Source organism: Streptococcus sp. KHUD_016 (assembly GCF_051106465.1).
Lineage (GTDB): Bacteria > Bacillota > Bacilli > Lactobacillales > Streptococcaceae > Streptococcus.
In genome coordinates this window covers 1340475-1363599 of the sequence record NZ_CP193663.1, presented here as the reverse complement: position 1 = coordinate 1363599, position 23125 = coordinate 1340475, and the positions used below count along the sequence as shown (strand labels likewise).

Sequence of the window (23125 nt, the reverse complement as noted above, 5' to 3'; positions counted from 1 at the left end):
CCACGAATCGTTGATCCGTGGTTCTTTTATTATAAACTGGTTGAGTGTTTGGGTTGTACTTTTTGCTCAGGGTCGATGTAGTTAATGGAATTGTTGACAGCAGTTGGTGCTTCACCAAGACCTGTTGCAATCAAGTCAATCTTACCATCGTAGTAGCAGCAGTCACCGATAGCGTAAATTCCAGCTTGGCTTGACTCCTGCTTGCTATTGACAATAATCTTATGGCGGTTGAGATCTAGACCCCAGTTTTTAAGATTTCCGACAGAGGACTTGAAGCCGTAGTTGACAAAGAGGTGGTCTACCTCAATCGTTTCGGCTTCATCCGATTTGATTTTTGTGATTTCCAGTTTATCAAGTGTTTTTCCATTTCCAAGGAGTTGGCTAGGAACGAATGGTGTCTTGATAGTCACAGATGATTCTTGTAGGGCTTGCACACTGTGTTCCAAGGCACGGAAGTTATCTCGACGGTGAACAAGAGTAGTTGGGGCGATTTTTTCGAAAGCCAATGCCCAGTCAACTGCTGAGTCCCCTCCACCAAGGATGGTCACTTTCTTACCAGCGTATTGCTGGATATTGGCAACGTGGTAGTGGATATTTTCATAGTTTTCGACGCCATCTAATTCGAGCGGACGAGGTTTAAAGGCACCACCACCCATGGCAATGATGACTGTTTTGGTCAGGTGGCTGCCCTTGTTGGTTGTGATGGTAAAACCTTGATCTTGTTTCTCTATTTCAAGAACAGTTTCGTTGAGGTGAACAGGTGTGTCAAAGCCATCTAGCTGCTCAAGTAAACGCTTGGTTAACTCTTCTCCAGTTAAGTTTGAAAAACCTGGCACATCAAGGATTTGCTTTTCAGGGTAGAGGATGGCAGGCTGACCACCGAGCTGGGGAAGAGAGTCGATGATTTGGACTTTGGCTTGGCGTAGGTGAGCGTAAAAGGCAGCAAAGAGGCCGACAGGACCGCCACCTACAATGGTAATATCATAGAGTTGAGACATGATTTCTCCTTCGTTTTTTCTAGTCAGTTTATTTTATCATAATTTTGCTTAATTTAAAATGAAGTAGGATGGGGAAAAAATGAGCAGAAAATGGTATAATAGTACGGAAAGTGTTTTGACAGGGAGGAGGCCAGGGATGAATTTTCAACAATTATCCAATTTGCAATACTGGACGAGTTTGTTTTCAAGTCCTTGGACGATAGTCATCAATCTGATTGATATTTTGATTGTGACTTATATTTTGTATCATTTTACCAAAGCGATTGCAGGGACTAAAATCATGATCTTGGTTCGGGGAGTTTTGGTCTTTATTCTAGGTCAGATTCTGTCCAATATGATTGGCTTAACGACCATTTCATGGTTGATCAATCAGATTATCACCTACGGGGTTATCGCAGCGGTGGTTATCTTTTCGCCAGAGATTCGGACTGGTTTGGAGAGATTAGGTCGAGCTACTGATTTCTTCTACAATGCCCCTATTAGTGCAGAAGAGCAAATGGTTCGTGCCTTTGTCAAATCAGTCGAGTACATGAGTCCGCGTAAGATAGGTGCTCTGGTTGCTGTTCAGCGAGTGAGAACCTTGCAGGAATATATCTCTACTGGAATTCCTCTAGATGCGAAAATTTCATCCGAGTTATTGATTAATATCTTTATCCCTAATACTCCCTTGCATGATGGTGCTGTCATTATCAAGGAAGACCGGATTGCCGTCACTTCAGCCTATCTACCCCTGACCGAAGATACCGGGATTTCCAAGGAGTTTGGAACGCGTCACAGGGCGGCGATTGGTTTGTCGGAAGTGTCAGATGCTCTTACCTTTGTGGTTTCGGAAGAAACGGGTGGAATCTCAATCACCTATAATGGAGTCTTTAAGCATGATTTGACCTTGGAAGAGTTTGAATCGGAGTTAAGAAGAATCTTACTTCCAAAATCAGAGAAAAAGCAAGGTCTGAAAGAGCGCTTGCTAGGAGGATTGAAACATGAGAAAAAATAGTCTATACATCATTTCTTCCTTCTTTTTCGCCTGCATTCTCTTTATCTATGCAACATTGACAAACTATCAGAATAGCAACAGTGCCAGACAGGTGCGGACGGAGACTTATACAAACACAGTTCTTAATGTCCCAATTGATATTCAGTATGACAGTGATCAGTATTTTATCAGTGGTTTTACATCTGAGGTGACGGTCTTTCTAACAGGCTCAAACAGAGTTGCTTTAGCGAGTGAGATGCAGGAAAGTACCCGCAAATTTAAGGTGACGGCTGATCTTTCTGATGCTAGTGTAGGAACCATCGAAGTTCCTCTGACTATTGAAAATTTACCGAGTGGTTTGACGGCTGTTGCGACACCGCAAAAGATAACAGTGAAGGTTGGTAAAAAAGCAAAACGAGACAATGTCATTGTTGTGCCGGAGATTGATCCTAGTCAGATTGATTCTCGCGTGAAAATCGATACCGTTACTGTATCAGATGAAAAAGTAACGGTTATTAGTGATGAGGAAACCCTCTCCAAAGTAGATCGTGTCATTGCCATCTTACCGACGAGTGAACGGATAACTAGAAACTACTCGTCCTCTGTTCCTCTACAAGCAGTCGATAAAAATGGAAATGTCTTACCAAGCGTCATTATGCCATTTGACACTACAATGAAAATTACAACCAAAACAGTATCGTCTAGCTCGAGTTCTTCGTCTATGACCTCATCAACAGGGTCCTCGACTAGCAGCTCGTCTTCAACGAGTTCAGAAACAAAACCAGACTCGTCTAAACAAGAATAAATAAAAAAGTAGAAAAGGATGATTAACAACATGGGTAAATATTTTGGGACCGATGGAGTCCGTGGAGAAGCAAACGTAGAACTGACGCCAGAATTGGCCTTTAAATTAGGACGTTTTGGTGGATATGTTCTTAGTCAACATGAAACGGAAGCCCCTAAAGTCTTTGTAGGACGTGATACACGTATCTCAGGAGAAATGCTAGAATCTGCCTTAGTGGCAGGTCTCCTCTCTGTAGGGATTCACGTCTACAAACTCGGTGTCCTTGCAACACCAGCAGTAGCTTATTTGGTCAAAACTGAGGGAGCCAGTGCAGGTGTCATGATTTCCGCTAGTCACAACCCAGCCCTTGATAATGGAATTAAATTCTTTGGTGGGGATGGCTTCAAACTTGATGATGAAAAAGAAGCAGAAATCGAAGCCTTGTTGGATGCTGCCGAAGACACCCTTCCTCGTCCAAGTGCCAAAGGATTGGGAACCTTGGTGGACTATCCAGAAGGTTTGCGTAAGTATGAAGGCTACCTTGTTTCAACTGGAACTCCTCTTGAAGGGATGAAAGTGGCCTTGGATACAGCTAACGGTGCAGCGTCTACGAGTGCTCGTCAAATCTTTGCAGACCTTGGGGCTCAAATAACTGTTATCGGCGAGACACCAGATGGTCTTAACATCAACTTGAATGTGGGTTCTACACATCCAGAAGCTCTTCAAGAAGTGGTCAAAGAAAGCCAGTCAGCTATTGGTTTGGCCTTTGACGGAGACAGTGACCGCTTGATTGCTGTTGATGAAAATGGCGACATCGTCGATGGTGATAAGATCATGTACATCATCGGGAAATACCTTTCTGAAAAAGGCCAGTTGGCTCAAAATACCATCGTGACAACGGTTATGTCTAACCTTGGCTTCCATAAGGCCTTGGAGAGTGCTGGTATTAACAAGGCAGTGACTGCTGTTGGTGACCGCTATGTCGTTGAAGAAATGAGAAAATCAGGCTACAACCTTGGTGGTGAACAGTCTGGTCACGTTATCTTGATGGACTACAATACAACTGGTGATGGTCAATTATCAGCTGTCCAATTGACTAAAATCATGAAAGAAACAGGCAAGAGCTTGTCTCAACTGGCATCAGAAGTGACGATTTACCCACAAAAACTGGTCAATATCCGAGTGGAAAATGCCATGAAAGAAAAAGCCATGGAAGTACCAGCCATTAAAACCATCATCGAAAAGATGGAAGAGGAAATGGCAGGGAACGGTCGTATCCTTGTCCGCCCAAGTGGAACAGAACCCCTCTTGCGTGTCATGGCAGAAGCGCCAACAACAGAAGAAGTGAACTACTACGTAGATACGATTGCTGCTGTTGTTAAAGATGAAATCGGAATTGACTAAAGCCTAGAAAACTAGATGAAATGATAAAAATGTGGTACAATTGCATAGTAAATTGTAGCAATGGGAGAGAAAAATGAATCTTAAACGAGAACAAGAATTTGTTAGCCAGTATCACTTTGATGCTCGTAACTTTGAATGGGAAAATGAAAATGGAGCTCCTGAAACCAAGGTAGACGTGAACTTTCAGTTGCTCCAACATGACCAAGAAAACCAAGTAACTTCGCTTGTTGTTATCTTGAGTTTTATGATTGTCTTTGACAAATTTGTCATCAGCGGAACAATTTCTCAAGTTAACCACGTGGAAGGTCGAATTGTCAACGAACCAAGCGAATTTAACCAAGAAGAAGTCGAAACCTTGGCACGTCCATGTTTGAACATGCTCAATCGTTTGACGTATGAAGTAACAGAAATCGCCTTGGATCTTCCAGGGATCAATTTGGAGTTTTAGTCATGAAATTAGCTGTCATTACAGATTCTTCAGCCTATTTAGAGGAGAAGACGCTGCAAAGAGAGAATCTATTTATCTTGGATATTCCTGTTAACATTGATGGGGAGGAGTATGTTGAAGGTGTCAATCTGACTGCTGAGGAATTTTATCAAAAAATGGTTCAGTCTGTAGAATTGCCTAAAACTAGCCAACCAAGTATTGCCAAATTGGATGAGATTCTTAGTTCTTTGAAAGACGAGGGTTATACCCATGTCTTGGGACTCTTTCTTTCGTCAGGAATTTCAGGCTTTTATCAGAACATCCAATACATGTTGGATGAGTATGATGGCTTGACCATTGCCTTTCCAGATACCCATATCACCAGTTCCCCTCTAGGATTTATGGTAGAGAGTGCTTTTGAATGGGCAGAACAAGGTGATGATTTTGCCCAGATTCAGGAGAAGTTGGGGATCCAAATTGCTGATAATTCAGCCTTTATCATAGTAGATGACCTCGACCACTTGGTTAAAGGAGGACGTTTGTCAAATGGGGCAGCTATCTTAGGGAATCTCCTCAGTATCAAGCCTATCCTTTACTTTAATGACCAAGGTGTGATTGAAGTTTACGAAAAAGTTCGTACGGAAAAGAAGGCAATCAAACGTTTGGTGGAAATCATCAAGGAGTTGACAAAAGATGGGGACTACCGTATAACAGTCATCCATGGCAATGCTCCTCAAAAGGCAGTGGATTTGCGCCAGCTTTTGATGGAGAGTGGTGTGACTTCTGAGATTCCAATTAATACCTTTGGGAGTGTCATTGGGACCCACCTTGGAGAAGGTAGTATCGCCTTGAGCTATACACCAATCGTCTAAATTGTTCTTACAAGCTTTGTATCTTAGCAATTGAACACGGCCTACCTGCCTCTTGAAAAAAGATGCCTGTCTTGCCTTTCATGGCAAGTCAGCGCCATTCCCTATTTTTCATGGGCAGCTAACGTCCTTTGTATCTTGATAATTGAACACGCCTGGAACCCTGTGTGAAAAAGATAGTTCTTCCAAGGAGTAGACACTCCTTGATCAGAACTCCTATTTTCACTTTGTGTTCTTACAAGCTTTGTATCTTAGACAGGAGTAGAGATGAGTATTCGAGTAATTATTGCCGGTTTTAAGGGAAAGATGGGCCAAGCTGCTTGTCAGATGGTCTTGGCTGATCCAGACTTGGACTTGGTCGCAGTTTTGGATCCTTTTGAGTCTGAATCAGAATGGAAAGGCATTCCTGTCTTCAATGATAAGGCAGCCTTGGTTGGATTTGAGGCTGATGTCTGGGTAGATTTTACTACACCAGCCGTTGCCTACGAAAATACACGCTTTGCTCTTGAAAATGGCTTTGCTCCTGTCGTAGGAACAACAGGCTTTACTAGTGAAGAAATTGCAGAACTAAAAGCATTTTCTCGTGAACAAGATTTGGGTGGCTTGATTGCTCCCAACTTTGCCTTGGGAGCTGTCTTGCTTATGCAATTTGCGGCGCAGGCTGCCAAATATTTCCCAAATGTGGAGATTATCGAGCTCCATCATGACAAGAAAAAAGATGCTCCGAGTGGAACAGCCATTAAAACGGCTGAGTTGATGGCAGAAGTTCGAGAGTCTATCCAACAAGGTGCGCCTGATGAGGAAGAATTGATTGCAGGAGCTCGTGGTGCTAATTTTGATGGCATGCGCATCCATTCAGTCCGTCTACCAGGCTTGGTAGCCCATCAGGAAGTCATCTTTGGCAATCAGGGAGAAGGATTGACCCTCCGTCATGACTCCTATGATCGCAGCTCCTTCATGACAGGGGTCAATTTGGGAATCAAAGAAGTTGTCAAGCGTCATGAGCTTGTCTATGGATTAGAACACTTATTATGAGATTAACGCAAATGCCTTCTGAATTTCAGAAGGCTTTACCAGTATTAGAAAAAATTAAAGAAGCAGGCTTTGAGGCCTATTTTGTTGGGGGCTCTGTTCGAGATGCCCTCCTCAATCGCCCCATCCACGATGTGGATATTGCGACTTCTTCCTATCCAGAAGAAACCAAGCAGATTTTCCCTCGCACAGCTGACATCGGAATCGAGCACGGAACCGTCTTGGTCCTAGATGGGGACGAGGAGTATGAGGTAACAACCTTTCGAACAGAGGATGTCTATGTGGACTATCGTAGACCCAGTGCGGTTTCCTTTGTGCGTTCGCTAGAAGAGGACCTCAAGCGCCGTGATTTCACAGTTAATGCCTTTGCCTTGGATGAGACAGGCGAAATTATTGACTTGTTCCATGGTTTAGAAGATTTGAAAAACCAAGTCTTGCGAGCAGTTGGAGTGGCTAGTGAACGTTTCAACGAAGATGCTTTACGTATTATGCGTGGTTTTCGTTTTCAGGCCAGTCTCGGTTTTAAACTTGAGTCAGAAACTTTTGAAGCGATGAAGACTTTGACGCCGCTCTTGGAGAAAATTTCTGTGGAGCGCACCTTCGTTGAGTTTGATAAACTATTGCTGGCACCTTTTTGGCGAGTTGGTCTGTCTTCCATGATTGAAAGTCAAGCTTATGACTATCTTCCAGATATGGCAGGAAGCCAAGACAAGCTCAACAGACTGTTTGATTTGGAGACTGATTTCACTTTTGAATCTTCTGAACAAGCTTGGGCAGCTCTATTGTGGGCTTTGGAGATTAAAGATGCACAGCCATTTTTGAAATATTGGAAGACCTCACGCCAGTTTGCCAAGCAGGTTCAGGATTTGTTGACCATTTTGGCTTTGCGAGAAGAAGGAGAGATGAGCAAGCGCGATTGTTACCGCTTTGACTTGGATTCCCTTCTACAAGCTGAAAGCCTTCGTCAGGCCCAAGGAAAGGAAGTCAACCCACAAGCCATCAAAGAAACTTACCAGAGTTTGACCATTCATGACAAGAAAGAAATTCAGATTAACGGTGGAATTTTGATTAAGGAATATGGTTACCAGCCAGGACCAGACTTGGGAGAGGTTTTAACAGAGATTGAGTTTGCCATTGTCGATGGAGAATTGGAAAATGATCGTCAAGCAATCCATGCTTACCTGAGGGAGAAAAAATGAGTGATTTTATCGTTGAAAAACTAAGTAAATCCGTCGGTGACAAGACCGTTTTTAAGGATATTTCTTTTATCATCCATGACTTGGACAGAATCGGTCTCATTGGTGTCAATGGCACGGGTAAGACCACCCTTTTAGATGTTTTATCAGGTGTTTCAGGATTTGATGGTGACGTCAGCCCTTTTTCTGCTAAGAATGACTACAAGATTGGCTACTTGACACAGGATCCTGATTTTGATGATAGCAAGACAGTTTTGGATACGGTTCTCTCCAGCGACCTCAAGGAAATCCAGTTGATTCGTGAGTATGAGTTAATCATGCTCAATTACAGTGAGGACAAGCAGGCTCGTTTGGAACGGGTCATGGCAGAGATGGATTCTCTCCAAGCCTGGGAAATTGAAAGCCAGGTCAAGACGGTCCTCAGCAAGCTGGGTATTCAGGACTTGTCGACTCCAGTTGGTGAATTGTCAGGCGGTCTGAGAAGACGGGTTCAGTTGGCGCAAGTTCTCCTAGGAAACCACGACCTCTTGCTTCTGGACGAGCCAACCAACCACCTGGACATTGCGACCATTGAGTGGCTGACTCTTTTTTTGAAAAATTCCAAGAAGACCGTTCTCTTTATCACACATGATCGTTATTTCCTAGATGCACTATCAACGCGGATTTTCGAGTTGGACCGAGCAGGCTTGACCGAGTATCAGGGAAATTACCAGGACTATGTTCGCCTTAAGGCGGAGCAAGATGAGCGTGACGCAGCTCTTCTCCACAAGAAAGAACAACTCTACAAACAAGAACTGGCCTGGATGCGCAGACAACCGCAGGCGCGTGCGACCAAGCAACAAGCTCGTATCAATCGTTTCCACGACTTGAAAAAAGAAGTTTCAGGTGGCGTTGCTGAAACAGACTTAACCATGAACTTTGAAACTAGCCGTATTGGTAAGAAGGTTATCGAGTTTAAAGATGTTTCCTTTGCTTATGAGAATAAGCCGATATTACAAAATTTTAATCTCTTGGTGCAAGCCAAAGACCGTATCGGAATTGTTGGGGACAACGGTGTCGGGAAGTCAACTCTGCTTAATCTCATCGCAGGAAGTCTTGAGCCGACTAAAGGTCAAGTTATCATCGGTGAGACGGTTCGCATTGCCTATTTCTCTCAACAAATTGAAGGTTTGGATGAAAGCAAACGGGTTATCAACTACCTACAGGAAGTAGCAGAAGAGGTTAAGACCAGTGGTGGTTCTACGACTTCCATTGCAGAGTTGCTAGAGCAGTTCCTCTTCCCACGTTCGACGCATGGAACCCTGATTGAGAAATTGTCTGGTGGAGAGAAAAAACGCCTTTATCTCCTCAAATTGCTTTTGGAAAAACCAAATGTTCTTCTTTTGGACGAGCCGACCAATGACCTAGATATTGCGACTTTGACAGTCTTGGAGAATTTCTTGCAGGGCTTTGTGGGTCCTGTATTGACAGTTAGCCACGACCGTTATTTCCTGGATAAGGTAGCGACCAAGATTCTCGCCTTTGAGAATGGCAAGATTCGTACTTTCTTTGGCCATTACACCGACTATCTTGATGAAAAAGCCTTTGAAACAGAGATGGCCAATCAAGTGCAAAAGGCCGAAAAGGAGAAAGTGGTCAAGGTCCGTGAAGACAAGAAACGCATGACCTACCAAGAAAAGCAGGAGTGGGCAAGCATTGAAGGCGAAATTGAAGCCTTGGAAAATAGTATCGCTGCTATTGAAGAAGAAATGCAGGCAAATGGCTCTGACTTTGGCAAATTGGCAACGCTTCAGAAAGAGCTAGACGAGAAAAACGAAGCACTCCTTGAAAAATACGAACGCTATGAATACCTAAGTGAGTTGGCATGATGGAAGAAAAAGTCATTAAACGTAGTCCCAAGAAAATCATTTGGAATGCCTTGTTTGGCTTGGCTTCAGTGCTTTTCTTCTTGCTGCCTCTCTCTTATCTCCATTTTTACTCGCAAAAGGGAACCAGACTTCATACGATAAGTCTGTTATTAATACTGCTTGTCCTCTTTTGTGCTGGAGTAGTCGTTTATCAGACATACAGGCTGTTAAGTTCCGATAAGGAATATTTGAGATTTACTGTCGAGGGGTTTTACTACAAACAAAATCCAAAGAAACCTAGTCATTTCTATGCTTGGGCAGGTGTAGAGGACTTTTCCTTCTCTCGGATTCGAGGGAAGTATAGGGATTCTTATCGGATTGAAGTCTATTTTAAAAACAAGGAAAATGTGAAATCCCAATCCTTTCTAGCTCTGTTGAAGAGAAGGATTCTCCCTTTTCATCCGTCAGCAGATTTGATCATCCCGATTTTTCTGCTAGATGTAGGTCTTCCTGAAAGGGTCTATGATGCCATGAAGTACTATGAAAGAGAATGGCGTATCGAACAAAATCGTCAAGCAAGAAAAGAGGCAAAACAAGCTTCGAAAAGCAAATCTTCCAAACCGTCATAGTCCGTCTTTGCTTAAAGTGGAATAATCAAAAAGGCCCTATCCACTGGATAGGGTCATTGTTTGTCTTCTTTTTTAGTTTCCTGATGGAAGATGTTTTGCCAAGTTTCATGGCGACGCCAGATACTGGTATGGACGATACCATCTAGCTCATAGCAAATGAGTTTGGTTTTCTGACTAATGGAGGTAATCTGAATGTCCTTAATCGCAGCACTAAGTTCTTTTTCAGACTTATAAGCCTCTTTATCCATCTGCTCTCCATCTTGACGGATATAGAGAAAGTCCTCAGCAAGGAGTTCTTCTAGCTGATTTCCTTGGTCAATCAATTGCTCACGCATGAGCAGTTTTTTATAGACATTGTCTAAAATCTCGTCCTCAGGTATGGGAGCTGGCTCGATATGGACATCGGTATCAAAGACTCCAAAACGCTCTTCCAGCATGGACTCGACCTGGTCCGCAATCTCATGACTTTCATAGACTGATAGGTCAGGATTCATTTCCAGGGTGATATCAAGGTAGATATTGCTACCGTAGGTCCGCCCTCTTTGGGACTTGACCTTACTAATCTTTGGAATCTCCATGATGGCCTTTTGGTAGTCCTCTAGCAGACGGTCATCAAAACCATCTGAAAGACTGAAGGAAGACTCGATAAAGATATCATAGGCTGTTTTTAAGATAAAGAAGGTGATGATGATAGCGACCAATTTATCCACGATAGGGTAATTGAAACTGCTGGCTAAGATAGCAATGGAAGTCCCAAGCGAGGTGACAGCATCGGAAAGATTGTCCTTAGCAGCTGCTTTGAGAGCCTTGGATTTGGATTTCTTACTGAGGCGTGTATTGTAGAGATAGACCACAAACATAATCGCTGCAGAAATGATTCCTAGAGTTGCACCCAGAGGATCAATGGGTGTTTGTTCCCGACTAAGGATTTTCTGAATGGTGTCCCGAAGTACATCAAAACCAACATAGAACATGATGATGGAAGTAATCAAGCTAGCCAAATCTTCAATCTTCCAGTGACCAAAGCTATGGTCACGGTCTGCAGGTTGGCGGGCCATCCGAATCCCAATCAAGAGAGCAACATTTCCGATAATATCGGATACGTTGTTGAAACCATCCGCTACCAAACTGGAAGAATGTAGGAGGTGGCCAGTCGCTAATTTTGCCGCAGACAAGAGGAGGTAGGTCGAAATGCTGATAATGGCTCCACGTTCTGCCAATTTGAGATTTGACATGGATTGGTTCATCGGGCTTCCTTTCTAGTCATATAGTATTCTTACATTATACTGGTTTTCAAAGGAAAATTCAAATTTAGTCTTGTTTCATCGGATTTAAACCCTTGAAAATTGTTCAAATTTTGATATAATAGTACTACTCAAGGGAGTAGCTGGCAGAAACCTGTGATAGTGTCGTCATTCCGAATTGTATACTGAAAAGTATGTTTTCCGGCACTATCTTAAACAGCGAGACTTGTTATGATTAACATGTCTCTTTTTGTTTGTCATAAAACCAAAAGAGAGCTTGTTTTGCACACAAAGTCAAGGAGGAGACATATGTCAAAAGAACAAAAACGCCAAGCGTTTTATACTCAAAGTCCCGAAGAAGTCTTGAAGTCGGTTGAAGCAACTGAGCAAGGCCTTTCGTCAAGCGAAGCGCAGAAACGCCTAGCTGAATATGGGCGCAATGAACTCGAAGAGGGTGAGAAAAAATCTCTCTTGGTTAAATTCATCGAACAGTTTAAGGATTTGATGATTATTATTTTGGTGGCTGCAGCCATCTTGTCCGTCATAACTTCTGGTGGGGAAGATATTGCAGATGCCATCATTATTCTAGCCGTTGTTATCATTAACGCAGCTTTTGGTGTTTACCAAGAAGGAAAAGCAGAAGAAGCCATCGAAGCCCTCAAGTCTATGTCTAGTCCAGCTGCACGTGTTATCCGTGATGGGCATATGGCTGAGATTGACTCAAAAGAATTGGTACCAGGTGATATCGTTGCCCTTGAAGCAGGTGACGTCGTACCAGCAGACCTACGTTTGCTAGAAGCTAACTCTCTCAAAATCGAAGAAGCAGCCCTAACAGGTGAGTCTGTTCCAGTCGAAAAAGACTTGACTGTCGAGCTCTCTGCAGATGCTGGTATTGGTGACCGTGTCAATATGGCCTTCCAAAACTCAAACGTGACTTATGGTCGTGGTCTTGGTGTTGTTGTCAATACAGGTATGTACACGGAAGTTGGTCATATCGCTGGCATGCTCCAAGATGCGGATGAGACGGATACACCACTCAAACAAAACTTGAACAACCTTTCTAAGGTCTTGACCTATGCAATTTTGGTTATTGCCCTTGTTACTTTTGTAGTTGGAGTCTTCATTCAAGGTAAAAATCCACTTGGTGAGTTGATGACCTCTGTTGCGCTTGCTGTTGCAGCCATCCCAGAAGGACTTCCTGCTATCGTGACTATCGTTCTTGCCCTTGGTACCCAAGTTTTGGCAAAACGAAACTCTATCGTTCGTAAGTTGCCAGCAGTCGAAACACTTGGTTCAACAGAAATCATCGCTTCTGATAAGACTGGTACACTTACCATGAACAAGATGACAGTCGAGAAAGTCTTCTATGACGCAGTCCTACATGACTCAGCTGATGAGATTGAACTTGGCTTGGACATGCCCCTACTTCGTTCTGTTGTCTTGGCCAACGATACCAAGATTGATGCTGAAGGAAACCTGATTGGGGATCCAACGGAAACAGCCTTCATCCAGTATGCCTTGGACAAGGGTTACGATGTTAAAGGGTTCTTAGAGAAATATCCTCGTGTAGCTGAATTACCGTTTGACTCAGATCGTAAACTCATGTCAACGGTTCATCCATTGCCAGATGGTAAATTCCTCGTGGCAGTCAAGGGGGCTCCAGATCAACTCTTGAAACGTTGTGTTGCTCGTGATAAGGCTGGAGATGTTGCTCCGATTGATGAGAAAGTCACTGAATTAATCCATACAAACAACTCGGAAATGGCTCACCAAGCCTTGCGTGTCCTTGCAGGTGCTTATAAGATTATAGATAGTATTCCAGAAAATCTTACTTCTGAAGAGCTTGAAAACAACTTGATCTTTACTGGTTTGATTGGGATGATTGACCCTGAGCGTGCCGAAGCGGCAGAAGCCGTTCGTGTCGCTAAGGAAGCGGGAATCCGTCCAATCATGATTACGGGTGACCACCAAGACACAGCAGAAGCTATTGCCAAACGTTTGGGAATTATCGATGAAAATGACTCGGAAGACCGTGTCTTGACTGGTGCTGAGCTTAACGAACTTTCTGATGAAGAATTTGAAAAAGTCGTTGGTCAATACTCTGTTTATGCGCGTGTATCTCCGGAGCACAAGGTTCGTATCGTGAAAGCTTGGCAAAACCAAGGTAAGGTCGTTGCCATGACAGGTGACGGTGTTAATGATGCGCCAGCTCTGAAAACAGCCGACATCGGTATCGGTATGGGAATCACTGGTACAGAGGTTTCTAAGGGAGCTTCTGACATGATTCTTGCGGATGATAACTTTGCGACCATTATCGTCGCAGTTGAAGAAGGACGTAAGGTCTTCTCAAATATTCAAAAGACCATTCAGTACTTACTTTCTGCCAATACTGCTGAAGTATTAACTATCTTCTTATCAACCTTGTTTGGTTGGGACGTCTTGCAGCCAGTTCATCTTTTGTGGATCAACTTGGTAACCGATACCTTCCCAGCTATCGCTCTTGGTGTTGAACCTGCTGAGCCAGGTGTTATGACCCACAAACCTCGTGGACGTAAGTCAAGCTTCTTCTCAGGTGGTGTTTTGAGTTCTATCATCTATCAAGGTGTACTCCAAGCAGCTATTGTTATGAGTGTTTATGGACTTGCAATTGCTTACCCAGTTCATGTGGGTGACAATCATGCCATTCATGCGGATGCCCTTACTATGGCCTTTGCAACCCTTGGTTTGATTCAACTATTCCATGCCTACAATGTCAAGTCTGTTTACCAATCCATCTTGACAGTTGGCCCATTCAAGTCTAAGACCTTTAACTGGTCCATCTTGGTATCCTTCATCCTTCTCATGGCAACAATCGTCGTAGAACCGCTTGAAGGTATCTTCCATGTTACCAAACTGGACTTGTCACAATGGGGTATTGTTCTAGCTGGAAGCTTCTCAATGATACTTATCGTCGAAATCGTTAAGTTTGTTCAACGTAAACTTGGTCTTGATAAGAATGCGATTTAAAAAGAAAGTCATCTTCGGATGACTTTTTTTGCATTTGAGGGAAAGGACTAGAAGTTGCCCCCTTTTGTGCTATAATAAAGTAAAGTTGTAAGGAGCGTAAGAGAATGGAAAAGAGAATTGTCCGAGATGTCTTATTCTTGTCGCAGGTCTCGAAACCTGCAAGTCAAGAAGACCTTTATCTGGCTAAGGATTTGCAGGATACCCTGCTGGCTAATCTAGAGACCTGTGTCGGTCTGGCGGCTAATATGATTGGTGTGCAGAAGCGCGTGATTATCTTTAATCTTGGTCTAGTTCCCATGGTTATGTTTAACCCCATTCTCCTTTCCTATAAAGGACCTTACGAGACAGAGGAAGGTTGTTTATCCTTGACAGGAGTGAGACCAACGACTCGTTATGAAACGATTACGGTTTCCTATCGTGATAGTAAGTGGCAGGAGCAGACCATTACGCTAACAGGTTTTCCAGCTCAGATCTGCCAACATGAACTGGATCATTTGGAAGGACGGATTATTTAGGAGGAACTCAGATGAAACGCATCCTTTTTGAACTTGTTTTGGTCGCGACGACCTGGTATATCTTTTTACCACCCTTCAATCTGACTAGCTGGGAATTCATCTTCTTTCTCTGTGGGCATCTAGTGGTGATGGGCATTTTGTTTAGTTTCCGCAAGGGTACCAATTTGGTCAAGACAGTTCACCTACGCCATGGCAAGGTTACCAACGAACTCAATCTAGAAGGATTTCTTTTTACCAAACTTAGTAGAGGATTGTTTCTGACTGCAGGTATCATCTTTGCACTCGCTGGTCTGGTAAGCCTAGTGACCTCTAGCTTTTTCCAAGCCAAAAATTATGCTAATGTGGTGTCTATCACAGAAAAAGATTTTAAAGATTTTCCTAAGAGTGATACCAGTAAGGTTCCAATCCTAGATCGGAGCACTGCAGAAAAGATTGGTGACCGTTACCTAGGCTCTCTGACGGATAAGGTCTCCCAGTACGTAGCAGCAGATACTTATACCCAGCTGACTGTTGATGGAAAGCCCTATCGGGTGACACCTTTAGAGTATGCCGACCCGATCAAATGGTTTAATAATCAGTCCAAGGGAATTGGTGAGTATATCAAGGTTGATATGGTGACAGGAAATGCGGAATTAGTGGATTTAAAAACGCCCATGAAGTATTCAGACTCTGAGTATTTTAATCGTGATGTCAAACGTCATCTTCGAATCAAGTACTCAACCAAGATTTTTAAAACGCCATCCTTTGAGGTGGATGATGAAGGCAATCCCTTCTATGTAGCAACCGTTTATCAAAAACAGTTTGGTCTAGGAGTTCCTCGTCCTTCATCTGTTATTATCTTAGATGCTACCAATGGAGAAACCAAGGAATACAGCTTGGATGAGGTGCCAGAATGGGTGGACCGTGTCTATCCAGCCGAAGAAACTATCGAACAAATCAACTACAACGGCAAGTATAAAGACGGCTTCTGGAATGCCTTGATTTCTAAGAAAAATGTTACCCAAACGACAGAGGGCTATAACTATCTTTCTATCGGAAATGACATTTATCTCTACACGGGAGTGACTTCAGCAAATGCTGACGAAAGTAATCTAGGATTTATCCTTGAAAATATGCGCACTGGTGAAATCACCAAGTACAATCTAGCTTCAGCAACTGAAGAATCAGCCCGTGCTTCCGCAGAAGGAGCAGTGCAAGAGAAGGCCTACAAGGCTACCTTCCCTATCCTTGTTAATCTCAATGACAAGCCTCTTTATATCATGGGCTTAAAGGACAATGCAGGCTTGGTCAAGGAATATGCATTGGTCGATGCCGTGGAGTACCAAAACGTCATCGTAGCAGCTACGGTAGATGAACTCCTCAGCAAATATGCCAATAAAAATGACCTAGAGTTGGATAATGAAACGGTAGAAAACATCAAGGGAGTGGTTTCAGACCTTAAATCAGCTGTTATCAAAGGGGATACTGTCTACTTCTTCAAAGTTGATGGTAAGATTTATAAGGTTAAGGCTTCGGTGTCAGATGACCTTCCTTACCTCGAAAATGGCCAATCCTTTGAAGGTCAAGTTGGAAAGGATAATTATCTCAAGACCTTTAAAGTGAAGTAAACAAAGAAGAGTCTGGGACAAAAGTCTAACCTTAAATATAAAAAGCGAACAAAACGGAGTTATCTAATACTCAGAAGTTTGTCTTGTTCACTTTTTTGTCTAATCTATCGATTTTAAAAGTTTATAATAAAGAATTCCTAAAATCAAAATCTTTTTGTCCCAGCCTCGTTCAGTCTTATTTGTCAAGAAAAAATCAGAGTTTTAGACTGTTTTCTAGATTTGAAAATGATGAAATAAAAAAGGAGTTTGGGACAAAAATATTTCAATCTTACAAAATTGTAAGAAAAATGAGAGAAATGTAAGCTAAAGTAATGGGAAAAAGAACCTCTTTCTTGTATAATAGGAAAGGAAAAAGGAGGATCCTATGAAAAAAATAATTGACAATAGCAGTTTGAAACTGCTTGCTATGCTTGCCATGCTGATTGACCATATCGCCTGGGTATCTTTTCCACTGGCTACCAATATGAATATTCTCTCTCCTAACTGGCTGGCCAATAGTATGCACATAATAGGCCGTCTGGCTTTTCCAGTCTTTGCCTTTTGTATCGCGGAAGGATATCGGCACAGTCATGATGTGCGCAAGTATATGAGACGATTGGGGCTGCTGGCTCTTATCAGTATCATCCCTTTCTCTCTGATGGGCTGGGTTACTGGTCTTGGCTTTATCATGCAAAATACGGTTGTTACTCTCTTTTTGGGGCTCTGTGCTCTTTATTACAGTGATCAGCAAACAGCAACCTGGAGAAAAGTTCTAATTATTCTACTCTGTTTTACTCTGTCCATTATCGCTGACGGCGGACTGACGGGAGGAGTTTTTGGTATCTATGCCTTTGCAAAGATTAAAGACCCAATCTTCCGAAAAATTGGCGGTGTCTTGGTACTGAACAGTGTGCAAATCCTAATTTTGGCCTTCAATTTCTCCTATGATGGTCTGGCTGATCTGGCTGCCACCTGTCTTCTGTTTCTCCTCGTGACCTCTTTCTACAACGGTCAAAAAGGGGCCAATATTGGAAAAGTATTTTACTGGTTTTACCCCCTTCATTTGCTCGCCCTGTCTCTGTTTCGAATTGCCTTTCTCTTATTTCTAATGTAGTTAATGAATGTATTAAATGTTGCAGTAGAATACCTGTTAAGTTAATTTTTCTTTTGGTAAGTCTAAATAATAGAGTAAAAGAGTCTGGGACAAAAGTCTAACCTTAGATATAAAAAGCGAACAAAACGGAGTTATCTAATACTCAGAAGTCTGTCTTGTTCACTTTTTTGTCTAATCTATCGATTTTAAAAGTTTATAATAAAGAATTCCTAAAATCAAAATCTTTTTATCTCAGACTCTTTCAGATGAAATTCTTGGTCGTGATTGAAAAATATGCTACACTAACAATATGAAAATTTTAATCCCAACAGCAAAAGAAATGAACACAGACCATCCTTGTATCGAAGCGCTCCCCTTGAGGGAAGAAAGTCAGGTAGTCCTTGACTCACTGGCGCACTACTCAGCCAGTGAATTAGAGACTTTTTATAAGGTATCTGCCGAGAAAGCAGAAGAAGAGTACGCTCATATTCAAGCTTTAAAAGATCACAGGGCTAAACATTATCCAGCCTTGAAACTTTTCGATGGTCTCATGTATCGTCACATCAAACGAGATGAGTTAACCAAGGCTGAACAAACCTATCTTGAAAATCATGTCCTAATTACCTCGGCTTTATACGGTGTTGTCCCCGCCTTGTCGCCCATGGCTCCTCACCGTTTGGATTTCTTGATGAAGTTAAAAGTTGCTGGGAAGACTTTAAAGAGTCATTGGAAGTCAGCCTACGATGAGGCACTAGAGGATGAGGATTTGATATTCTCACTCCTATCATCAGAGTTTGAAACCGTATTTTCGAAGGAAATTAGAGAAAAGATGGTGACCTTCAAATTTATGGAGGACAAGGCAGGCCAGCTGAAAATCCACTCAACCATTTCAAAAAAAGCCCGTGGTGCCTTTTTAACCGCCTTGATAGAGGGGCAAGTCCATACAGTCGAACAAGCTCGCAAGCTCCGCTTTGCCGGCTTTGACTACCGACCTGATTTATCCAGTGACTTAGAACTCGTCTTTGTGAAACAAGCATAAAACCAGCTCATTCGAGCTGGTTTTTGCTGGATTAGTTGATGGCTGCAAGAAGGTCGTCAGCTTGTTTTGCAAGTGATGAAGCAGTTGCTTCTTCTAACACCAATTTTCCGTCTGCCCAAGCAGAGTCATTGACACGAGCAGCTGTAAAGTCACCAACGACTTGTGTACGGATAAATGGCAAGAGGTCTTTGTAAATAGCAAAGAGTTGATCGTGACCGGCATTGGCTACAGATGAGACAGTAACAAACTTGTCTTGGAGGGCAGAAGCTCCACGTGTATCAGACAAGTCAAGAGCACGCGAGAGCCAGTCAAGCAAGTTCTTCACTGTTCCAGGGATAGAGAAGTTGTAGACTGGAGAGAAAATCCAGATGGCATCCGCAGCAAGGACTGCTTCACGAGCAGCAGCTACAGCTGGATGAGTTGGAACTTCCAAATCTTGGCTGAAGAGAGGAACAGCTGAGTAATCAAGATAGCTAACTTCTGCTTTTCCAGCAAGTGCTTTTTCAGCTTCGAGGGCCATTTGGTGGTTGAAAGAACCTTGGCGTAGTGAACCGACGATAAATAATACTTTTTTAGACATGATGTGTCTCCTTTAGTTTAAAATTCAAAGAGCGAACTCTTTTGTTACCATCCATGTTACAACAAATGATACTAATTAGCAATAATTTTGCTCACAAATTTTTAAATTTTTTTAAAATCTGGATTAAGTCTTCCTTTTCGCCATCTTCCAAGATGCTGAGTGCTTCTACAATCGAATCGATATGGTCAGGAAGAACCTCCTCGATTTTTCTGCGTCCTGCAGGTGTTAATTTCAGGAAAAAGGAGCGACGATCCTTGGGGTCGCAAGTTCTAGAAATCCATCCATCTCGAACCATATTTCGAATGACAACAGTCATGTTTCCAGAAGTGGCTAGCATTTTTTCAATCAAATCCTGAATGCGCAGTTCCCCCTTGCTATAGAGGGTTTCCAAAACTGAAAATTGGGTGGGTGTTAGCCCGTGTTCTTTAGCAGCCTTGGCTTCATATGGTTTAAAAGTCCGTATGGCTTTATTAAGGACGATAGCCGTTTTTAAGTCTAGTTGATTATCGGAAATTTTCTCTTTCAAATATTGTTTCATAAGCTTTATTTTATCAATAATGAGAGAGAAAAACAAGAACTTACATTTTATAGGAAAAGATTCTTAGAATGTTCCCGTCTTCACTTGTAATAAAGAAGGAGAGATGGTAAAATAGACGAGTGAAACTAAGACAGAAAAAAGCAAAAAACAAGCTACTTTTACAGTATGGAATCGGCATTGCTCTGGTAGTACTAGTCATGACGACTTCCTTCCTTTATCTGATATCACTCAGCATGAAACCCTATCAAGATGCTAGAGTTGAGGGAGAAAAACTAGCCAAGCAGTATGCAGAATTGGAAGAGGCAGATCAGGTTGATTTTTATAATGGACTAGAAGGTTATTACAGCGTTTTAGGACATAATAAAAAGCAAGAGGCCATTGCCGTACTGATTGAAAAGAATGACCACAAGATTTATGTCTATCAGCTTGATAAGGGGATTTCTCAAGACAAGGCAGCGACGATTTCGAGGGAAAAAGGTGCTAGCGACATTGACAAAGTCACTTTTGGTCGCTATCAGGACAAGCCGATTTGGGAAGTTAAGTCAGGAAACCACTACTATCTGATAGATTTTGAAACAGGAGCAGTGATCCAATAAGGAGGGCATATGAAACTATCCAAACGTGTACTAGAAATGGAAGAAAGCGTCACTCTAGCTAGTGATGCAAGAGCCAAAGCGTTAAAAGCTCAAGGAAAAGATGTTCTTTTCTTAACCTTGGGACAGCCAGATTTTCATACTCCTGAAAATATTCAGGATGCGGCGGTGGAAGCGATTCGTGATGGACGAGCTTCCTTTTATACAGTTGCTTCAGGTCTGCCAGACTTAAAGGCTGCGGTTAATACCTACTTTGAACGCTATTATGGCTATTCTGTAGCAGCCAATGAGGTTACCTTTGCCACAGGTGCTAAGTTCTCTCTCTACACCTTCTTTATGGCTGTGGTCAATCCAGGTGATGAGGTCATCATTCCTACACCATACTGGGTCAGCTATGGAGACCAGGTCAAGATGGCAGAAGGTGTGCCAGTCTTTGTCCAGGCCAAGGAAGACAATCACTTTAAAGTAACAGTAGAGCAGTTAGAAGTAGCTCGTACAGATAAGACCAAGGTCTTGGTTCTCAATTCACCATCGAATCCGACTGGTATGATCTACTCTCGTGAGGAACTCTTGGCTATCGGAAATTGGGCTGTTGCGCATGATGTCCTTATCCTAGCAGATGATATTTATGGACGTCTGGTTTATAACGGGAACGAATTTGTTCCAATTTCTAGTTTGTCAGAAGCCATTCGCAAGCAAACCATTGTGATTAACGGTGTATCTAAGGCCTATGCCATGACTGGTTGGCGGGTAGGTTATGCTGTGGGAAATCCTGAAATTATCGCTGCTATGAGCAAATTAACAGGACAAACGACTTCAAATCTGACAGCAGTATCTCAATATGCAACGATTGAGGCGCTGACTGGACCGCAAGACTCTGTTGAAACCATGCGCCAAGCCTTTGAAGAGCGCTTGAATACCATTTATCCTCTCTTGTGCCAAGTACCAGGATTTGAAGTTGTCAAGCCCCAAGGAGCCTTCTATCTTTTCCCAAATGTCAAAAAAGCGATGGAGATGAAGGGTTATACCGATGTGACAGAGTTTACAACGGCTATTCTCGAAGAAGTCGGCCTTGCCTTGATTACAGGAGCTGGATTTGGAGCACCAGAAAATGTTCGTCTCAGCTATGCCACAGACTTGGACACATTAAAAGAAGCTATTCGTCGTTTGCATCAATTTATGGAAAAATAAAACTTAGAATCTTCGCCTTTTTAGCGAAGATTTTTTGTAACGAAAATCTCGCGATTTTTCTCTAGTAGAACCTAGCTATCACAGTCTATTTATGGTAAAATAGTGGGTAATGATGTCTTCGGACAAGTTAAACGAAAAAAGGAAGATAGATTATGACAAAACGTGTAACAATTATCGATGTAAAAGACTACGTTGGTCAAGAAGTGACCATCGGAGCCTGGGTTGCCAACAAATCAGGAAAAGGGAAAATTGCCTTCTTGCAATTGCGTGATGGAACAGCCTTCTTCCAAGGTGTAGCCTTCAAACCAAACTTTGTAGAAAAATTTGGTGAAGAAGTGGGGCTAGAGAAGTTTGATACGATTAAACGTCTAAGCCAAGAAACGTCTGTTTATGTGACAGGGATTGTCAAAGAAGACGAACGTTCTAAGTTTGGCTATGAGCTCGATATTACAGACATCGAAGTGATTGGTGAATCTCAAGACTACCCAATCACACCAAAAGAACACGGAACAGACTTCTTGATGGACAACCGTCACTTGTGGCTCCGCTCTCGTAAGCAAGTAGCGGTTATGCAAATCCGTAACGCTATCATCTATGCAACTTATGAGTTTTTCGACAAGAACGGCTTCATGAAATTTGATAGCCCAATTCTTTCAGGAAACGCGGCTGAAGATTCAACAGAACTCTTTGAAACAGACTACTTCGGAACGCCAGCCTACTTGAGTCAATCTGGTCAGCTTTACCTAGAAGCAGGGGCTATGGCTCTTGGTCGTGTATTTGACTTTGGTCCAGTATTCCGTGCTGAAAAATCAAAAACGCGTCGTCACTTGACTGAGTTCTGGATGATGGATGCGGAGTACTCCTACTTGACACACGATGAGTCACTTGACTTGCAAGAAGCTTATGTTAAAGCCCTTCTTCAAGGTGTTCTTGATCGTGCGCCTCAAGCCTTGGAAACCTTGGAACGTGATACAGATCTCTTGAAACGCTACATTGCAGAGCCGTTCAAACGCATCACTTACGATCAAGCCATTGACCTTTTGCAAGAGCATGAAAATGATGAAGATGCTGACTACGAGCATCTTGAGCATGGCGATGACTTTGGTTCACCACACGAAACATGGATTTCAAACCACTTTGGTGTGCCAACATTTGTCATGAACTACCCAGCAGCTATCAAGGCCTTCTACATGAAACCAGTTCCTGGAAATCCAGAGCGCGTGCTTTGTGCAGACTTGCTGGCACCAGAAGGTTACGGAGAAATCATCGGTGGATCTATGCGTGAGGAAGACTACGATGCTCTTGTAGCTAAAATGGAAGAACTGGGCATGGATCGTACAGAATATGAATTTTACCTTGACCTTCGTAAATACGGCACAGTTCCACACGGAGGATTTGGTATCGGTATCGAACGTATGGTAACCTTCGCAGCTGGAACCAAACATATCCGTGAAGCCATTCCATTCCCACGTATGTTGCACCGTATCAAACCATAAACTAGTAAAAAGAAGATATTTTCATCTTCTTTTTTCACTTTTATCTTGCTATCTATCAGTTTTTCTAGTATAATAGTTTATTGTG

General features: G+C 42.6%; 21 protein-coding genes. 17 read left to right on the top strand and 4 right to left on the bottom strand.

The window, feature by feature from the left end; genetic code table 11:
• Nucleotides 1–29: 29 nt before the first annotated feature.
• Entirely contained in the window at nucleotides 30–998 is a 969-nt protein-coding gene (locus ACORHV_RS06400; RefSeq protein ID WP_000081038.1) for an NAD(P)/FAD-dependent oxidoreductase, read from the bottom strand.
• 136 nt (nucleotides 999–1134) lie between these two features.
• Between ACORHV_RS06400 and cdaA the strand changes: the two genes are divergently transcribed.
• The 9 genes from cdaA (at nucleotide 1135) to ACORHV_RS06355 (ending at nucleotide 10159) form a co-directional block, all read left to right on the top strand.
• On the top strand, nucleotides 1135–1992 hold the full coding sequence (gene cdaA / locus ACORHV_RS06395; RefSeq protein ID WP_001011081.1) for a diadenylate cyclase CdaA: 858 nt from the start codon (nucleotides 1135–1137) through the stop codon (nucleotides 1990–1992).
• On the top strand, nucleotides 1979–2776 hold the full coding sequence (locus tag ACORHV_RS06390; protein WP_001230924.1) for a CdaR family protein: 798 nt from the start codon (nucleotides 1979–1981) through the stop codon (nucleotides 2774–2776). The genes cdaA and ACORHV_RS06390 overlap by 14 nt, the downstream gene beginning before the upstream one ends.
• A 30-nt stretch (nucleotides 2777–2806) precedes the next feature.
• Complete coding sequence (gene glmM, locus ACORHV_RS06385) at nucleotides 2807–4159, top strand: phosphoglucosamine mutase (RefSeq protein WP_008292635.1); 1353 nt, start codon at nucleotides 2807–2809, stop codon at nucleotides 4157–4159.
• 73 nt (nucleotides 4160–4232) lie between these two features.
• The gene (locus ACORHV_RS06380) at nucleotides 4233–4607 is read left to right on the top strand and encodes a DUF1149 family protein (RefSeq protein WP_001050092.1); all 375 of its coding nucleotides are present in this window, start codon (nucleotides 4233–4235) and stop codon (nucleotides 4605–4607) included.
• Nucleotides 4608–4609: 2 nt separating this feature from the next.
• Nucleotides 4610–5458, top strand: a complete 849-nt coding sequence (locus tag ACORHV_RS06375; RefSeq protein WP_000762165.1) for a DegV family protein — start codon at nucleotides 4610–4612, stop codon at nucleotides 5456–5458.
• A 264-nt stretch (nucleotides 5459–5722) separates the two neighbouring features.
• Entirely contained in the window at nucleotides 5723–6490 is a 768-nt protein-coding gene (gene dapB, locus ACORHV_RS06370; protein ID WP_000027866.1) for a 4-hydroxy-tetrahydrodipicolinate reductase, read from the top strand.
• The gene (locus ACORHV_RS06365) at nucleotides 6487–7686 is read left to right on the top strand and encodes a CCA tRNA nucleotidyltransferase (protein WP_080976132.1); all 1200 of its coding nucleotides are present in this window, start codon (nucleotides 6487–6489) and stop codon (nucleotides 7684–7686) included. The genes dapB and ACORHV_RS06365 overlap by 4 nt, the downstream gene beginning before the upstream one ends.
• The gene (locus ACORHV_RS06360) at nucleotides 7683–9551 is read left to right on the top strand and encodes an ABC-F family ATP-binding cassette domain-containing protein (RefSeq protein ID WP_434397842.1); all 1869 of its coding nucleotides are present in this window, start codon (nucleotides 7683–7685) and stop codon (nucleotides 9549–9551) included. Before ACORHV_RS06365 ends, ACORHV_RS06360 begins: the two co-directional genes overlap by 4 nt.
• Nucleotides 9548–10159: a hypothetical protein gene (locus tag ACORHV_RS06355; protein WP_000969656.1), complete on the top strand. Its 612-nt coding sequence runs from the start codon at nucleotides 9548–9550 to the stop codon at nucleotides 10157–10159. Before ACORHV_RS06360 ends, ACORHV_RS06355 begins: the two co-directional genes overlap by 4 nt.
• Nucleotides 10160–10212: 53 nt before the next feature.
• Here the strand turns inward: ACORHV_RS06355 and mntE are convergent, their stop codons facing one another.
• Nucleotides 10213–11406, bottom strand: a complete 1194-nt coding sequence (gene mntE, locus ACORHV_RS06350; RefSeq protein WP_001076587.1) for a CDF family manganese efflux transporter MntE — start codon at nucleotides 11404–11406, stop codon at nucleotides 10213–10215.
• Between the two features lie 306 nt (nucleotides 11407–11712).
• Here mntE and ACORHV_RS06345 point away from each other — a divergent pair, with 306 nt between their 5' ends.
• The 5 genes from ACORHV_RS06345 to yaaA all read left to right on the top strand — a co-directional run bounded on the left by ACORHV_RS06345 (nucleotide 11713) and on the right by yaaA (nucleotide 18642).
• Nucleotides 11713–14409 carry a cation-translocating P-type ATPase gene (locus tag ACORHV_RS06345; RefSeq protein WP_434397839.1) on the top strand — a complete coding sequence of 899 codons (2697 nt, stop codon included), beginning with the start codon at nucleotides 11713–11715 and terminating at the stop codon, nucleotides 14407–14409.
• Nucleotides 14410–14513: 104 nt separating this feature from the next.
• A complete protein-coding gene (locus ACORHV_RS06340; RefSeq protein ID WP_049550533.1) occupies nucleotides 14514–14924 on the top strand; it encodes a peptide deformylase in 411 nt (136 codons plus the stop codon).
• Nucleotides 14925–14935: 11 nt separating this feature from the next.
• Nucleotides 14936–16531 carry a hypothetical protein gene (locus ACORHV_RS06335; protein WP_434397837.1) on the top strand — a complete coding sequence of 532 codons (1596 nt, stop codon included), beginning with the start codon at nucleotides 14936–14938 and terminating at the stop codon, nucleotides 16529–16531.
• A gap of 364 nt (nucleotides 16532–16895) precedes the next feature.
• Complete coding sequence (locus ACORHV_RS06330; protein WP_125418281.1) at nucleotides 16896–17624, top strand: TraX family protein; 729 nt, start codon at nucleotides 16896–16898, stop codon at nucleotides 17622–17624.
• A 289-nt stretch (nucleotides 17625–17913) separates the two neighbouring features.
• Nucleotides 17914–18642, top strand: coding sequence for a peroxide stress protein YaaA (gene yaaA, locus ACORHV_RS06325; protein WP_000697764.1), 729 nt, complete (start codon nucleotides 17914–17916; stop codon nucleotides 18640–18642).
• Between the two features lie 31 nt (nucleotides 18643–18673).
• On the opposite strand, the gene ACORHV_RS06320 is transcribed toward yaaA, so the two are convergent.
• Nucleotides 18674–19222, bottom strand: coding sequence for an NADPH-dependent FMN reductase (locus tag ACORHV_RS06320; RefSeq protein WP_000039632.1), 549 nt, complete (start codon nucleotides 19220–19222; stop codon nucleotides 18674–18676).
• Nucleotides 19223–19313: 91 nt separating this feature from the next.
• Nucleotides 19314–19760: a MarR family winged helix-turn-helix transcriptional regulator gene (locus ACORHV_RS06315; protein ID WP_000816316.1), complete on the bottom strand. Its 447-nt coding sequence runs from the start codon at nucleotides 19758–19760 to the stop codon at nucleotides 19314–19316.
• A gap of 119 nt (nucleotides 19761–19879) precedes the next feature.
• Here ACORHV_RS06315 and ACORHV_RS06310 point away from each other — a divergent pair, with 119 nt between their 5' ends.
• The 3 genes from ACORHV_RS06310 (at nucleotide 19880) to asnS (ending at nucleotide 23040) form a co-directional block, all read left to right on the top strand.
• On the top strand, nucleotides 19880–20356 hold the full coding sequence (locus tag ACORHV_RS06310; protein ID WP_000776855.1) for a DUF5590 domain-containing protein: 477 nt from the start codon (nucleotides 19880–19882) through the stop codon (nucleotides 20354–20356).
• 9 nt (nucleotides 20357–20365) lie between these two features.
• Complete coding sequence (locus ACORHV_RS06305; protein WP_000777443.1) at nucleotides 20366–21544, top strand: pyridoxal phosphate-dependent aminotransferase; 1179 nt, start codon at nucleotides 20366–20368, stop codon at nucleotides 21542–21544.
• Between the two features lie 152 nt (nucleotides 21545–21696).
• Nucleotides 21697–23040, top strand: coding sequence for an asparagine--tRNA ligase (gene asnS / locus ACORHV_RS06300; RefSeq protein ID WP_000167143.1), 1344 nt, complete (start codon nucleotides 21697–21699; stop codon nucleotides 23038–23040).
• The last annotated feature ends 85 nt before the right edge of the window (nucleotides 23041–23125 follow it).

Bases quoted from the DNA above. Each gene is read 5' to 3' on its own strand.
- ACORHV_RS06400 (WP_000081038.1), bottom strand. From the start codon at position 998: ATGTCTCAACTCTATGATATTACCATTGTAGGTGGCGGTCCTGTCGGC.
- cdaA (WP_001011081.1), top strand. From the start codon at position 1,135: ATGAATTTTCAACAATTATCCAATTTGCAATACTGGACGAGTTTGTTT.
- ACORHV_RS06390 (WP_001230924.1), top strand. From the start codon at position 1,979: ATGAGAAAAAATAGTCTATACATCATTTCTTCCTTCTTTTTCGCCTGC.
- glmM (WP_008292635.1), top strand. From the start codon at position 2,807: ATGGGTAAATATTTTGGGACCGATGGAGTCCGTGGAGAAGCAAACGTA.
- ACORHV_RS06380 (WP_001050092.1), top strand. From the start codon at position 4,233: ATGAATCTTAAACGAGAACAAGAATTTGTTAGCCAGTATCACTTTGAT.
- ACORHV_RS06375 (WP_000762165.1), top strand. From the start codon at position 4,610: ATGAAATTAGCTGTCATTACAGATTCTTCAGCCTATTTAGAGGAGAAG.
- dapB (WP_000027866.1), top strand. From the start codon at position 5,723: ATGAGTATTCGAGTAATTATTGCCGGTTTTAAGGGAAAGATGGGCCAA.
- ACORHV_RS06365 (WP_080976132.1), top strand. From the start codon at position 6,487: ATGAGATTAACGCAAATGCCTTCTGAATTTCAGAAGGCTTTACCAGTA.
- ACORHV_RS06360 (WP_434397842.1), top strand. From the start codon at position 7,683: ATGAGTGATTTTATCGTTGAAAAACTAAGTAAATCCGTCGGTGACAAG.
- ACORHV_RS06355 (WP_000969656.1), top strand. From the start codon at position 9,548: ATGATGGAAGAAAAAGTCATTAAACGTAGTCCCAAGAAAATCATTTGG.
- mntE (WP_001076587.1), bottom strand. From the start codon at position 11,406: ATGAACCAATCCATGTCAAATCTCAAATTGGCAGAACGTGGAGCCATT.
- ACORHV_RS06345 (WP_434397839.1), top strand. From the start codon at position 11,713: ATGTCAAAAGAACAAAAACGCCAAGCGTTTTATACTCAAAGTCCCGAA.
- ACORHV_RS06340 (WP_049550533.1), top strand. From the start codon at position 14,514: ATGGAAAAGAGAATTGTCCGAGATGTCTTATTCTTGTCGCAGGTCTCG.
- ACORHV_RS06335 (WP_434397837.1), top strand. From the start codon at position 14,936: ATGAAACGCATCCTTTTTGAACTTGTTTTGGTCGCGACGACCTGGTAT.
- ACORHV_RS06330 (WP_125418281.1), top strand. From the start codon at position 16,896: ATGAAAAAAATAATTGACAATAGCAGTTTGAAACTGCTTGCTATGCTT.
- yaaA (WP_000697764.1), top strand. From the start codon at position 17,914: ATGAAAATTTTAATCCCAACAGCAAAAGAAATGAACACAGACCATCCT.
- ACORHV_RS06320 (WP_000039632.1), bottom strand. From the start codon at position 19,222: ATGTCTAAAAAAGTATTATTTATCGTCGGTTCACTACGCCAAGGTTCT.
- ACORHV_RS06315 (WP_000816316.1), bottom strand. From the start codon at position 19,760: ATGAAACAATATTTGAAAGAGAAAATTTCCGATAATCAACTAGACTTA.
- ACORHV_RS06305 (WP_000777443.1), top strand. From the start codon at position 20,366: ATGAAACTATCCAAACGTGTACTAGAAATGGAAGAAAGCGTCACTCTA.
- asnS (WP_000167143.1), top strand. From the start codon at position 21,697: ATGACAAAACGTGTAACAATTATCGATGTAAAAGACTACGTTGGTCAA.